13 protein-coding genes are annotated in these 13142 nt (G+C 61.9%); 8 read left to right on the top strand and 5 right to left on the bottom strand.

Features of this window, described 5'->3' with window-relative positions:
- Window positions 1–6 precede the first annotated feature (6 nt).
- The 8 genes from OKW41_RS13490 (at window position 7) to OKW41_RS13455 (ending at window position 7698) form a co-directional block, all read left to right on the top strand.
- Window positions 7–285 carry a sarcosine oxidase subunit delta gene (locus tag OKW41_RS13490; protein WP_429573409.1) on the top strand — a complete coding sequence of 93 codons (279 nt, stop codon included), beginning with the start codon at window positions 7–9 and terminating at the stop codon, window positions 283–285.
- A complete protein-coding gene (locus OKW41_RS13485) occupies window positions 285–3227 on the top strand; it encodes a sarcosine oxidase subunit alpha family protein (RefSeq protein ID WP_429572816.1) in 2943 nt (980 codons plus the stop codon). Before OKW41_RS13490 ends, OKW41_RS13485 begins: the two co-directional genes overlap by 1 nt.
- On the top strand, window positions 3217–3777 hold the full coding sequence (locus OKW41_RS13480) for a hypothetical protein (protein ID WP_429572815.1): 561 nt from the start codon (window positions 3217–3219) through the stop codon (window positions 3775–3777). The genes OKW41_RS13485 and OKW41_RS13480 overlap by 11 nt, the downstream gene beginning before the upstream one ends.
- A 441-nt stretch (window positions 3778–4218) precedes the next feature.
- Window positions 4219–5223, top strand: a complete 1005-nt coding sequence (ltaE, locus tag OKW41_RS13475) for a low-specificity L-threonine aldolase (protein ID WP_429572814.1) — start codon at window positions 4219–4221, stop codon at window positions 5221–5223.
- Between the two features lie 601 nt (window positions 5224–5824).
- Window positions 5825–6136: a DUF4148 domain-containing protein gene (locus tag OKW41_RS13470; protein ID WP_429572813.1), complete on the top strand. Its 312-nt coding sequence runs from the start codon at window positions 5825–5827 to the stop codon at window positions 6134–6136.
- 147 nt (window positions 6137–6283) lie between these two features.
- A complete protein-coding gene (locus tag OKW41_RS13465) occupies window positions 6284–6739 on the top strand; it encodes an NUDIX domain-containing protein (RefSeq protein WP_429572812.1) in 456 nt (151 codons plus the stop codon).
- 120 nt (window positions 6740–6859) lie between these two features.
- On the top strand, window positions 6860–7318 hold the full coding sequence (locus OKW41_RS13460; protein WP_429572811.1) for an NUDIX domain-containing protein: 459 nt from the start codon (window positions 6860–6862) through the stop codon (window positions 7316–7318).
- A 128-nt stretch (window positions 7319–7446) separates the two neighbouring features.
- The gene (locus OKW41_RS13455) at window positions 7447–7698 is read left to right on the top strand and encodes a hypothetical protein (RefSeq protein WP_429573408.1); all 252 of its coding nucleotides are present in this window, start codon (window positions 7447–7449) and stop codon (window positions 7696–7698) included.
- A gap of 415 nt (window positions 7699–8113) precedes the next feature.
- On the opposite strand, the gene OKW41_RS13450 is transcribed toward OKW41_RS13455, so the two are convergent.
- From OKW41_RS13450 to OKW41_RS13430, 5 genes are all read right to left on the bottom strand, one after another.
- Window positions 8114–9274, bottom strand: a complete 1161-nt coding sequence (locus OKW41_RS13450) for an IS30 family transposase (RefSeq protein WP_429572810.1) — start codon at window positions 9272–9274, stop codon at window positions 8114–8116.
- 132 nt (window positions 9275–9406) lie between these two features.
- The gene (locus OKW41_RS13445) at window positions 9407–9889 is read right to left on the bottom strand and encodes a cupin domain-containing protein (RefSeq protein ID WP_429571241.1); all 483 of its coding nucleotides are present in this window, start codon (window positions 9887–9889) and stop codon (window positions 9407–9409) included.
- A gap of 354 nt (window positions 9890–10243) precedes the next feature.
- A complete protein-coding gene (locus OKW41_RS13440; protein ID WP_429572809.1) occupies window positions 10244–10474 on the bottom strand; it encodes an antibiotic biosynthesis monooxygenase in 231 nt (76 codons plus the stop codon).
- A gap of 40 nt (window positions 10475–10514) precedes the next feature.
- Complete coding sequence (locus tag OKW41_RS13435; RefSeq protein ID WP_429572808.1) at window positions 10515–10883, bottom strand: putative quinol monooxygenase; 369 nt, start codon at window positions 10881–10883, stop codon at window positions 10515–10517.
- 699 nt (window positions 10884–11582) lie between these two features.
- A complete protein-coding gene (locus OKW41_RS13430; RefSeq protein ID WP_429572807.1) occupies window positions 11583–12749 on the bottom strand; it encodes a metallophosphoesterase in 1167 nt (388 codons plus the stop codon).
- Window positions 12750–13142: the final 393 nt, after the last annotated feature.

The following is a 13142-nucleotide window of genomic DNA, read 5'->3' as shown; positions in this document are numbered from 1 at the left end:
GTTCGAATGCTCTCTATTGACTGCCCGGTATGCGGCCCGCGACCAGAAGCGGAATTCCACTACATCGGCGAAGGCGACGCTCGCATCCCGGACCTCGCTACCGGCGATGCGGAACTGGCCGACTACCTCTATCTGCACAACAACGCCGCCGGCATGCAGACCGAATGCTGGGTGCACCGGCACGGATGTGGCGAATGGCTAAAAGTCACGCGCGATGTCCGTCGCAACATGATCGCCAGCGTCGGGTTCCTGCATGGCGATGCCCCTGCACAGGAGGTAACGTAATGCGCACCGCACGCACGGCTTCTGGCATCGACGCCACGCGGCCCCTCACGTTCACCTTCGACGGTCGGCGCCTGCAAGGCTTCGCCGGCGATACGCTCGCTTCTGCGCTGCTTGCGAACGGTGTCTGGATCGTCGGTCGCAGTTTCAAACTGCACCGGCCGCGCGGCCTGCTGGCAGCCGGTGCGGACGAGCCAAACGCAATTGTCCAGCTCGCGCCCGGCACGCCGTTCGAGGAGCCAAACCTGAAGGCGCCGCAGGTCGAACTGTACGGAGGACTCGACGCGCGCAGTGTCAACTGCTGGCCGAGCGCGCGCTTTGACGTGTATGCGGTACTCGGGCTTTTCAAGCGGTTTCTTCCCGCCGGGTTCTACTACAAGACGTTCACATGGCCGACCTGGCATACGTTCGAGCCAGCGATCCGGCGCGCGGCCGGGCTTGGGCGCGCGCCGCGTCTGCCCGACCCGGATCGATACGACAACAGCCACCTGCACTGCGACGTGCTGATCGTCGGCGCGGGGGCTGCGGGCCTGGCGGCCGCACTTGCGTTGAGCGGCCACGGACGTTCCGTCGTGCTGGTTGACGAACAACCGGAAGCCGGCGGCGCGTTACGCTGGTGCAATGCGCAGATCGCAGGCAGACAGGCTTGCGAATGGGTTGCGGCGACAGTCGAAACACTCGAGGCGCGCGGAGTACGTTACCTGCGCCGTACCACGGCCACCGGCTACTACGAAGACAACGCGATCGCCCTTGTCGAGCGCGTGGCCGAACATGCCCGTCCCGGTTCGCTGCAGGGAGCGCCGAAGCAGCGATTCTTGTTCGCGCGGGCAAGGCAGGTCATTCTGGCGACGGGGGCACACGAAAGGCCGCTGGTCTTTCCGCATAACGACCGGCCCGGCATCGTCCTCTCGAGCGCGGCCGCGCTCTATGCGGTCTACTACGATGCGTTGACCGCGAAGACCGTGCTGGCGTTCGTCAATAATGATGCCGCATATGCCGCCTTGTTCGCCGTGCATGATAGCGGCACACGCGTCGCCACGATCGTCGATACGCGCTGTAACGTGGCACAGTCGCTGCACGACAGTTGTCGCACGCGCGGCATTACGCTGCTTGTCGATGCCCGGATCGTGGATACAGCAGGACGCAGCCGCGTTTCGCGCGTGTGCATCGAATCGGTCGGCGGCCGGCCGCGATGGCTCGACTGCGATCTGCTGCTGATGTCAGGCGGATGGTCGCCGGCCGTGCATCTGTATTCGCAGGCAGGCGGCCGGCTCGTGTACGACGACGCACGTGCCATGTTCATCCCAGACAGCGCTCATCCGCAGCGCGGACTAACCGTTCCGGGCAGCGCTAATGGTGCACTCTCACTCGCCAAGACATTCGCGCAAGCATACGCTGCCGCGCGGCATGTGATGGCCGAACTCGGCCTGCCGCCGCGCGATCTCCCGGCCGACGAGATCGCCTGCGAGGTCACCGGTACCGATCTCGAGCCGCTGTGGTGCGCAGGCGCGCAGAATGCGTCGGCGTGGGTCGACTTTCAGAACGACGTGACCGCCGCCGACATCGCACTCGCGGCCCGCGAGAATTTTGTTTCTGTCGAGCATCTGAAGCGCTACACGACAGCGGGCATGGGTTCGGACCAGGGCAAGACCAGCAACGTCAATTCGCTGGCGCTGCTGGGCGAAGCAACCGGCCGCACGCCGGGCGCCGTCGGCACAACGACCTTCCGGCCGCCGTACACACCCGTTACGATCGGCACGTTCGGCGCTCACCTGCGCAGCAATCTTCTGCGTCCGCGTCTGAGGCTGCCGGCGCACTCCGCCCATCTCAGGCATGGCGCTCGTCTTGACGACTACGGCGCATGGGTGAGGCCAGCGTACTATCCGCAGACATCGGAAACCCCCGAGCAGGCGTGGACACGCGAAGTCCATCTCGTGCGCGAGTCTGTGGGTGTGTTCGATGGCTCGCCGCTTGGAAAGTTCGAAGTCAAGGGACCAGATGCCGTCACGTTCCTCAACGCGATTTATGTCAACGAGATCGGCAATCTCGCGGTTGGCCGTTGCCGCTACTGCCTGATGCTTAACGAGGGCGGCGGCATTCTCGATGACGGTGTGCTGACGAGGCTGGCGGACGATCATTTCCTTGTCGGCACCACCAGCGCCGGCGCGCAGCGGATCACGGAATGGCTGACCTACTGGCGCGAGGCAGGCATGACCCGTTATCGCGTCGCCCTGAGCCAGGTCACCGATGCATGGGCGACCTTCGCCGTAGCCGGCCCAAGGGCACGCGAGGTGCTGACCCGCTTGCCGCTCGATATCCCACTCGCCGCCGATGCGTTCCCGCACATGTCGTTCCGCTCGGGCAGGTTCGGTGCGGAGCCATGCCGGATCGCGCGCGTGAGCTTCACCGGCGAACTGACGTTCGAAGTCAGTGTTCCTGTGCGTAACGCCGATGAGGTTTTCGAACAGATCGTCGCAGCGGGTGCGACGCCGTTCGGTATCGAAGCGGTGATGGTCATGCGTGCAGAAAAGGGGTTCATTCACGTCGGGGTGGAAACCGAGCCGGCTACGACCCCGGCCGATGTCGGTATGGGCGCATTCGGCAGCAAAAAGACCGTGCCATTCATCGGCCAGCGTGCGGCGCGCCGGCCCGCGATGCAGGGCAGCGCCCGCCTGCAGCTCGTCGGAATCGAAGCGGTCGATCGCGAGGCGAGGCTGCGCGCCGGAGCGCACTTGCTCACACCTGGGCAACGGCGCAGCGAAGGGCATCTGACTTCGGCAGTGTGGTCCCCGACCCTCGGACGCTCGATTGCACTCGCTATGCTCGCAGATGGCACCGCACGCGTGGGCACCACGCTTGACGTCTATGACGATGGCAGGACGATCGCCGCACGCGTCGTCCAGCCCTGTTTTTTTGATCCGGCCGGAGGGCGTCTTGCTTCCTGATCACGCGAACACTGCGACGTACGCAAACCTGACGCCCGACGCCAGCTTCGGATGGGACGATCTGCGTATTGTCCCGCGGCTCGATCTGCACAAGGCAACGATTGCGTTCGCTGGAGTGCCGTCGGCCGACCTCGTGCTACCGAGCGGGCTGGTACTGCCTCGTGGCCGCGAGGTGGTGGATGCCCAGGCCGACCACGTGCTGTTCATCAATCGCCATACGGCCCTCGCAGTTTCGACATCGCCGACGTTGACCGATGACCTGACGGCTGCGTTGTGCCATCGTACCGATGTACTGGTGACCGACGCGACGTCGTCGCTGGTTTCGCTCGACCTTATCGGCAGATATGCCGGCGAACTGCTATCGCGCGGATCTGCAGTCGACCTGCGACACGAAGTGTTCGGCGTCGGGCAATGCGCCTGTACGACACTCGGTGCGATCAACGTCACGCTGCATCGCACACTGGACGGGTTCCGTCTGCACTTTGCCGCATCGATGCAGACCTATGCACAGGAGTGGATCGAGTCTGTGTTGTCGATTAGGCGCAGCTAGCCGTTCCCATCGTCGCAATGAAAGAACTCTTCGAATCGTCGAATGCGAACCGCCCGCTGCGCTGGCCGATATCCGAACATCGTGGGGCAAGGTGTTGCCATCGAAGCGTCGTGTTGTGTCACGATCTGGCCTTTGACAATCGGCATTCGAAGGCCATACGTCAGCACATGGATTCTGAATTCGCCTCATCCAGCCTGCAGCACTTGGGGACGTTGCGACAGCGAGCTGCGCGGGTCCCTCGCTTCGTCGGTTGTCGCGGTCACCAAAGCGCGGTTCGTTTCGGTGGTTTTATATCGACTTGTTAAGGCGAAGCAGCCACGAGGGCCATTCGCTGAACAGGGACTTATTCTTTAGCACCACGCGGAGTTGCAAAACCCGCAAATCCATCCACGTCGTCTGCGCCGCCGGCGTGACGCGGCCGCCACACTTAAGGAGAAGCACATGATCGATCTGCGCAGCGATACCGTGACCCGTCCGGGCAAGGCCATGCTCGCCGCGATGACAGCCGCCGAGGTCGGCGACGATGTCTGGGGCGACGATCCGACGGTCCTGCGTCAGCAAGCAGCAGTCGCCGAGCGGGCCGGCAAGGAAGCTGGCCTTTTCTTTCCCACCGGAACGCAGAGCAACCTGGCCGCGTTGATGGCCCATTGCACCCGCGGCGACGAATACATCGTCGGTCAGGCGGCGCACACCTACAAATACGAAGGCGGCGGTGCCGCGGTGCTGGGCAGCATCCAGCCGCAACCGCTGGAAAATGCCGCCGACGGCACGTTGCCGCTCGACAAGGTCGCCGCCGCGATCAAGCCTATCGACGATCACTTTGCACGTACGCGTCTGTTCGCGCTGGAGAACACGATTGGCGGCAAGGTACTGGCGGCGGGCTATGTCGCGGAGGCGGTTGCGTTCGTCCGTCAGCGCAGTCTGGCGACGCACCTCGACGGCGCCCGCGTGTTTAACGCCGCGGTGGCCTCCGGGCAGTCGCTTGCGGCGCTGTGCGAGCCCTTCGATTCGGTGTCGATCTGCTTCTCGAAGGGGCTCGGTGCGCCGGTGGGGTCGGTGCTGGTCGGCAGCAAGGCGTTGATCGACACCGCACATCGCTGGCGCAAGGTGCTGGGCGGCGGCATGCGGCAATCGGGCGTGCTCGCGGCGGCCTGTCTGTATGCGCTTGACCACAACGTGGAGCGCCTCGCCGACGATCATGCAAACGCTGCGCATCTCGCAGCCGGCCTCGCACAGATCGACCAGGTGAAGGTGCAGTGGCAGGCGACCAACATGGTGTTCGCGCAGTTTCCGCAAGAGCACTGCGCGCCACTCGAAGCGTGGCTCAAGGAGCGCGGCATCCTCACGCAGATGCTCTATGCGTCGCGCTTTGTCACGCACATGGACGTGTCGCGCGCGGACATCGATACGTTTCTGTCTGCCGTGAAGGCGTACTTCGCACGCTGATTTTTTTGCGCGTCGTCAGGCGACGCCGCTATTGCTGCTGCCCGACGGTCGTCGTGATGACGGCCTGCACGCGATGCGATGGCGCGACAAGAGACCGTTCTGGCCGACAAACAGCTTCCCGCGTTTGCTGCGTTGAGCGGCGGCGCGTCGGCCTTATGCGAAGCTTTCCATAAGGCCGATGACTTGCCGGCCGACTCGAATGGATGAATGACTGCTGCAATCTAAAGGCTGCCGATGAGATGGCGGAGGGTCGAACGACGGTTGTGGGTCGAAGAGCGACTCTCGAGGACCGAGACTCCGCCGATGCGAACCTCGCGCGATCCTATTCGCGGCGCGCCTAGCTGACCAACCTCCGCGGTAGCCGGAAGGAACGATGCTTGCTGCCCTGCGGCGGATCAATCGAAGGAGCGTGATAGGGCCGAAGGGCACAAACCGGGCGAGAAGGTTCAGACGTCTGGCATCTACAAGGTGGTGAGAGAGGACGACGCCGGCTCCGGCTTCGAAGTGACATGCGTCGAAGGCGAGCATTTTCCGCCCACACGCAGCGGCAAGCGTGCACTACGAGTTGGTTCACGGCGCGGCGCAGGGAAGGAGACGTACTATGAGAAATCGGTCTGGAATACGGTCAATACTTCCCGCTCTGGTGATTTTGCTCGCCGGCTGTGTCGCTAGTGGCATGCCGTATACCGGGCCGCACCTCACTCCGACAGAGTGCCGCGACCTGGCGGCGCTCAAGACAAACGCGCCCCCTACGATGGCGCAGCACCAAAGCGAACTCGCTGCCTTGAGGAAAGCGGGCTACGACCCGTCACCGTGGTTTGATGATCCGTATTACCCGGATGATCTACAAGCGGCACAGCGCCTGGTCGACTATTGGTTCCAAACGGAGTGCCAGCACCTTCAACCCGGCTGAGATAGAGAAATCGAGGACTGACTCGGATGTCACCGCGCGGCCACTTTCGGCCGTTCGACAAGGCCGTTCAGATCCGCGACAATCGCCTCCGATGCCGAGGTTCGGTTTTCCATCTCAACGGTTCGACTCTCCTATGCGGGTGGCATTTTGAATGACGAGAGCTACATCGGTTGGTTGAGACAGAAGGTCGGTAATGGTTTGATACTGAGCCCGTCGGTTGGGGCCGTGATTCACGATCACGAGGGCAGACATCTCTTGCAAGAGAAATCTTCGGATGAGGCTTGGAGTTTGCCAGCTGGGGGAATTGAACTGGGTGAAAGCCCCCAAGAAGCAATTGCCCGGGAGGTGATGGAAGAGACCGGATACGCCATCCGCATTCATGGCATTCTCGGCGTCTTCGGCGGCCGAGCATTCCGGTACACGTATCCCATGGCGATCAGGTTGAATACGTTGCGACGTTGTTTCAGTGCAAGATCACTGGCGGTTCCGGAATTCCTACCGACACCGAAACCAAGGACACCCGGTATTTCAAAAGGCACGAAATGCCCGAACTGGCATTACCGTATTCGATCGACGATTTGTTCCTTAAGTTCTAAAAGCTGATGGCAAGCCAGGTACGCGTGATCGGCAGCGGCCGGCCATCGACGCCGGTCGACATACGCCTCGGAATTGCCGACAATCGCTATCCTGAGCAAGATCAAACGCTGCCTAAACTACGGTTCCATGATCATCGACTTTGTCTGGCGTATGGCACTTCGCATCGGATATCCGCTTGCTCGTGTCTGGTGGCACCTTCGACGACCCAGCCATCAGGGCGCGCTTGTCGCAATCTATGTCGGGCAGTCGCTGTTGCTCGTGAAAGCATCGTACCGGACCGCTTGGAATCTTCCGGGAGGAAGTGTCCATCCCGGAGAGACGCCCGAGGCAGCCGCGCAGCGCGAAATGGAAGAGGAAATTGGTCTGTCGTCGTACACATTGCTCCCGGTGGGCAGCGTCTGCGGCGCCTGGGACGGACGACGAGACCGGGTGCATTTCTTCGAACTACACCTCGATCGCCTACCCGAGCTGCGGATCGATAATCGCGAGATTGTCGCCGCGCATCTGGCAACGCCGGAGGAATTGCATGGCTTCGGACTGACAGTGCCAGTGGCTGCGTATCTGAGCGGAGATCTTTGCCGTTAGATGTCGACCGGGTGGCATCCCGGCTGCCCGGAGCTTGAGAACGCCGCTCGCATCCAGTATGACCGCGCCCCGCCCGCTTGTCCGGCTGACTATCGTGCGCACCAATTTTATGTGGGAAAACTAAAATGATGAAGAAGGCGAGAATTTCGATCATTCTGTTCGTGTTGGCCGTGCTCAGCCCGCTGGCGCATGCGAGCCTGGCTACTGGTGCCCACGAGTTCAAGAACGATGTCAAGACGGCAGTAAAGAAGAGCGGGCATGCTGTGCGCGACGCCGCGCACGCGGTCGGCCACGGTGCGAAGGAGGCCGGCCATGCCGTTGCCGATGCAACAAGGCACGGCTATCACGCGACGAAAAAGTTCGTGACAGGGCACGGATAAGGGTCGCTTCGCGGCAACTGAGGCGGCGACTGCGGATCCAGAGCGCCACAGCAGGCTGCTCGTGTCATTGACGATCGCCGCTCTTGGCTGAGTCGTATCAACTGCGACAGCGCGGTCGTTCTGCCGCCAATCTGTGATGTCCAGACGGTGGCCGGCGCTTGCCTAGCCGTTTTCCCACGCTAACTGCCGTTACCGCAGCCTTTCAGCGAGGGGGAGAATTGTCGCCGGACGACCCGCCGGCCACAACCGCCAGACCGCATCCAGCTTTCGTGGCATTAGGGGTTCAGCTGCTACGTCACGTGGGGTTGGACGCCCGGCAGTTTGCATGTGGCGTCATCGGGCAGAAGCCGGCCATGAAGCGTCATTCGCCCGCACCGTTGCGCGGACGTTCGGATGTCGGATCCACCCGGCGGATTCAACCGGTCGATGCAATAGTTCGATGGAACCGTTCAGCCGGCGTTTCGTAATCCAGTGTCTTCCTTGGACGCTCGTTCAGCCTTCGAGCCACGGCATTGAGTTTGGCCTGTGAGTAGACCGACAGATCGATGCCTTTCGGGAAGTATTGTCTCAACAGGCCATTGGTGTTTTCATTCGAGCCCCGTTGCCAGGGGTGTTTCGGATCGCAGAAGTACACGGCAATGTCCGTGGCGATGGTGAACTGCTTGTGGTTCGCCATCTCTGATCCCCGATCCCAGGTAAGCGATTTATACAGCTCCTTCGGCAGCTTTCCGGCATGTCTGATGAGCGCATTGACTACTGTTTCGCTGTCCTTGCTGGCGATCTTCACCAGCATCACATAGCGCGTCTGACGCTCTACAAGCGTTGCAATCTGGCTACCGCCACTGCCACACAGGAGATCGCCTTCCCAGTGTCCCGGCACCGCGCGATCTTCCACGGTGGCGGGGCGTTCACTGATTGATACCGCTTCGCGGATTCTGCCGTGATCGTCCGTTTTCTGGGTGTGATGGCGCGAGCGGCGCATGGCCCGGGTGCGCCGTAAATGCTCCAGCAGTTCTTTCTTCAGTGCACCCCGTGCCTGAATGAAAAGACTGCGGTAGATGGTCTCGTGTGACACGTGGTAGTCCTCGTTGCCTGGCCAGGCGCGTTTGAGCCATCCAGCAATCTGCTGGGGCGACCACTGCAACTGGAGCTTGTCGGCCACGATATGAGCCAGCTTCCGGTGCTCGACCAGTTTGCAGACTTTCGGGCGCAGCGACCGATCCCATGCCAGCTGGTCGGCGTGGCTGGCCCGATAGCCGCCCTGCCCACTGTTGCGCTTGATCTCGCGACAGACCGTGGACGGTGATCGCGACAGTCGCCGGGCGATTGCCTGAATCGAATCACCCGCGACGAGGCCTCGCGAAATCTCCTCGCGTTCGGCAAGCGTCAGCGCCAGCCTGGATCGCTGGCGGGGTGCAGGCTGGATTCCTCCAGTTTGCGCCAGAATTCCCTGTACTGACGAGTGATTGCGGTCAAATAGCTGGGCGATGTGCTGCAACGACTCGCCTTTGCGCCAGCGTTCCCACATCAATGCCTTCTGGCTTTCGCTGTAATAGATCCGGCGCCTCTGTTTCATTTGCAACACTCCCGCCGCTCATGCGACGTTCATTGTGTTGCATCGACCGGTTGAATCCGCCCCAGCAAGCGGCCATTCAATTCGCGAGGACGAATTGTGCTTCATCGGCCATTGCGGTCATCCGCGTAAGCTTCAGTCCGGCATCCCGTTATGGTCGCCGAGTGGTCTAGCGGGCCAGTCCACCCAGCGGTCCGCGCGGGTAAGTTCGTGCGCTTCGTTGAGCGGGTAACGAACACGGTTGTCGTCGCGCGGACGTTCACCGATCACCATCAGCCTGACTTCGTCCTTCGTATTGTTGATGAAGGTGTGGCAGATTCCGGTGCCTGCCGGAAACGCGACGGAATCGCCTTCAGCAATGGGATGCAGCACGCCGTCGATCCAGACATCGGGCTTGCCCTCGAGCACGTACACAAACTCCTGCTCGGTACTTTCGGCGTGCGGATATGACGTCCGCCGGCCGGGCAGAAGCCTCACATGATGAATGCCAATACGCGTAATGCCGAGTGCGGCGGAAAGCGGCGCGTCTAGCGCCATTAGCTCGGTATCGGCGCGATAGGAATGCGCATCCGGTTCTTCGAGTTCAGTCCAGTGTTTGATGAAATCTGGTCGGCTCATCGGTTGTTCTCCTTTAGGGCGAACATCGATAATAGCGGTTTAGGAGCGGACGTTAGCCGTGACTCGCGGCCAATCTCGGCCATGGCCACTTCGGCCGATGACCCGCCGAGCGACTGGCAGGAGTGAATGGCCGCTGTAGTTTGGACGCTGTCGAATATGTGCTGCTGGGTCCACCGTCGGCTCAGGGTCGAACACAGACGGTCTTGCCTGAAAACCTTCGGGGCCGGGTACCGCCGCGCGACGCGATATTCACTGTAAGTCTGTTTGCGCTGTCCCTGACGATACGACCGGAGGCAGATTCCGACCTTTGGGGAAGGTTCCCTATCAGGCATCGTTCGCCGTCTGCTTGACCGTTCACCGCGCCCCCGCAGACTGGTCGGCCCATTTTGCGTCGACCACGTCGAGCATTGCGATATCCGGCACGCTGCCCAGCAATGACAGCGAATGCTTGGCGAGTTCCCGAGGAACATGACCCGTCAAGTGCGCAAACCGACCGCCGTTGTCGGGGAAGACGTCAAAGATGCCGAAGTGACTGTCGTCAAGGCGGATGGCAAACCAGGCAACGGTCTTGGGTTCCTGCTCCACGAGTGCTTGCGCGTCGCGAAGGAACTGCGCGACCTGCGCCTCATGGCCCGCGCTTTGCCTTGAACGTGAGGAGCAGCGCCTTCGTGACCGGCTCGCCCGATGATCTTGCAGGCAACTTGTCGGCTAGGACCTCGATCTCCTGAATCCGCGTCGCCCCGGCAAACACGCTGCCGCCGGCATCCAACAGCGTTTGTATAACTGGCCCCGCCAGATGCGCCTCGCGGCCGGCATCGTCTGGGAACACGTCGAAGATGCCGTACTCCGATCGCCCGAATCTGATCGCGAACCACGCGGTCGTTGCGGCTTCCGCCCGACCCATCGCGAGAGCCGAACGCAGGACGTCTTCCGCCCTGGCGTCGTCGTAGCCGGCCTTGACTTCCAACCTGACGAGCAGACCTTTAGTGCCCATAAGACACCTCCATCCGTGATCGACCGACCGTGAGCGCATTGAGCGTGCAGTCCTTCGACGGCTAACAAGCCAGCAGCGCCGCGCAGCGCTCCAGAGGACAGCCTCGGTCCTGCGATCGTCGCCGGCGGCATCGGGCGAGACATCTCGCCCAGCGACCCTGCACGCCTGCAATGCACCTCTACTGACACGATAGTGGATTTCGCCTCGCCGTTCCAGGCGGGATCGCTGGAACCGGCTTGCCCTTGTGACTCTGGCAACTGCCGCTACACGTGCTCGCTCGCGACACGTCGGCACGTCAGGAGCCGGAGCCTGCCGACGTCCGGTGTTGACCGGACCCGATTCCAGGTCGGCGGCGGCGACTCCAGTTTGCTACGCCGGCCCGCTGAACTGAAACCGATGCAAGGCGGCAGTAGGTATGCTGAACGCATTTGGGCGAGGTGTCAGAGTGATCCGCCACTTTTGGGGCGCGGAGTTCCTCTTCGCACCGACCGATCTCGCATCGAACCGCTCTGGAATCAGTGCGGCGGGCGACGATATCGATGCAGAGCGCGCCTTGCTCAAACATTCGCAGCTCAGCAGCCGCGAAAACGCGCGGCCTTCGGCGAAGTGCTGCCCGGCGTGTGGTCCACGCCGGCAGCACTTTCAAGGCCGCGGGCGACGGCAACTTCGCGCCTCGTCCATGCATGGAAGGACCCAGCGTCAAGCCTTCATCTTCGTTTTGGCCGGGGCTTTGATGGTCACTGAGTCGACGGGTGCGCTCGCGACCTTCGCCGGCGAGTCGAACGACACCGAGAAATAGTCCACTACCAGTGCCGACGGGCTCGCCGTAACGCGCAGGAACCCCGAGTTCTTGTCGTCGGCGAACTGGAGCGAGACGCCCTCCGACTTGGTCGCATACGGTAGTTGCACGTTTTCCAGCCCCGTCTGCAGCTTGTGCATCGCCCGCTGGGTGTTGGCGTAACCGCCCGCGCCTGCGATGACGTATGGAATCTCGTTGTTACCGAGCTTGCGCGAAAAGCGCTGGGAGTTGTGCACGTGACCGGAGAAGACCGCGTCCGCCGTACGCCCGCTCGTCTCGAACGCCTTGTCGAGCGTGTTCAGTGTCTCCTCATAGCCGCCGTGAACCGAGTCGAGCGAGTAGCATGGGTGATGGACCGCCAGGATGACCCACTTGTCCTGCGGCGCGGCTTTAAGCCGTTGTACCAGCCAGTTCAATTGGGCGTTCGATCCGCGCGCATCGAGGAGTCCGTCTACATTCGAGTACGCGCCGATGATCTGGACGAACGGCGCGTCCAGCGCCCAATAGCAGTAGGGCTGCGTCATCGTGGAGCGGTACTTGAAGAAAGGCTGCGAGGTCACGCTGCAGAAGTTCTTCATGAAGCCATACAGCGAGGGCTCATTATCGCTCTCGTCGCCCGGGCGCGTCTGAGTGTCGCCATCGTGATTGCCCGGAATGGCGAAGATGGGTGCGTCGTAGTACTGATACGGCTCATAGAACTGCTCGATGTAGTGCGTGCTCATGCCGTTGAAGTACACGACATCGCCCAGATGATAGAAGAACCCGGGCGCGCTGCCTTGCGCGGCGTTGCTAATCTGGGCTTCCATCGCGTCCGAGATCGCAGTTTGGGTTTCGGTGCCGTGAATGCCGCCGGTGTCGCCGAGCGAATGAAAGACGAGCTTGCCCGCCTTGGACGCCTTGGCGGTGATCCCGGGCAAGATTGATTCGAGCATCAGCACGAGGTCACTGCCCGTGCCGGTATAAGCGGGCAGCGCCTCGAAGCGCGGATGGGGTGCGGCCGGTGAAACCGGATCGCCGACTTGCCGGCGTGCCTTCGCGAATGTCGCCCCTGTGAATCCTTGTGCCATCTCGAGTCTCCCGCGCCACGGTTGAAGTGCCCTGAGGGAACCGGACGCGTGTAGCAAACGCGGCCCGATTCGATTACCTCCAACGTTCTAGGCAACGGTGGATGAAAGGTCAAATCGGCGATCCTTTGTTTTTTGGAATAAGGCGATCGCTTAGGATGTCATAAAAATGACATCAAGCCTGCAGAGACACTCGACGATGCTTATGCGACGCTTAAAGGATACGGGGTCAAGGCCGGGTGTCGGTGAAGCTGCCCGCGTGGCCGCACGGAACTGCCTGAACGTGTCGGCCCGACTGATTTCGCGGCCGATGATGCGAGGGTCACAGGGCGGCCGCATGATTATGACGCCGTCCTGGCCGACTAGCGACGCGGCGACATGCGGGCCGAGCCAAGA

The sequence above is a fragment of the Paraburkholderia sp. UCT70 genome (assembly GCF_050434085.1).
Taxonomy (GTDB): domain Bacteria; phylum Pseudomonadota; class Gammaproteobacteria; order Burkholderiales; family Burkholderiaceae; genus Paraburkholderia; species Paraburkholderia tuberum.
This window is presented reverse-complemented; position numbering and strand designations above follow the sequence as displayed.

Coding starts and splice junctions, on each gene's coding strand:
- OKW41_RS13445 (WP_429571241.1), bottom strand. CDS start 9,889: ATGAGCCGACCAGATTTCATCAAACACTGGACTGAACTCGAAGAACCG.
- OKW41_RS13450 (WP_429572810.1), bottom strand. CDS start 9,274: ATGAAACAGAGGCGCCGGATCTATTACAGCGAAAGCCAGAAGGCATTG.
- ltaE (WP_429572814.1), top strand. CDS start 4,219: ATGATCGATCTGCGCAGCGATACCGTGACCCGTCCGGGCAAGGCCATG.
- OKW41_RS13460 (WP_429572811.1), top strand. CDS start 6,860: ATGATCATCGACTTTGTCTGGCGTATGGCACTTCGCATCGGATATCCG.
- OKW41_RS13485 (WP_429572816.1), top strand. CDS start 285: ATGCGCACCGCACGCACGGCTTCTGGCATCGACGCCACGCGGCCCCTC.
- OKW41_RS13455 (WP_429573408.1), top strand. CDS start 7,447: ATGAAGAAGGCGAGAATTTCGATCATTCTGTTCGTGTTGGCCGTGCTC.
- OKW41_RS13490 (WP_429573409.1), top strand. CDS start 7: ATGCTCTCTATTGACTGCCCGGTATGCGGCCCGCGACCAGAAGCGGAA.
- OKW41_RS13430 (WP_429572807.1), bottom strand. CDS start 12,749: ATGGCACAAGGATTCACAGGGGCGACATTCGCGAAGGCACGCCGGCAA.
- OKW41_RS13435 (WP_429572808.1), bottom strand. CDS start 10,883: ATGGGCACTAAAGGTCTGCTCGTCAGGTTGGAAGTCAAGGCCGGCTAC.
- OKW41_RS13470 (WP_429572813.1), top strand. CDS start 5,825: ATGAGAAATCGGTCTGGAATACGGTCAATACTTCCCGCTCTGGTGATT.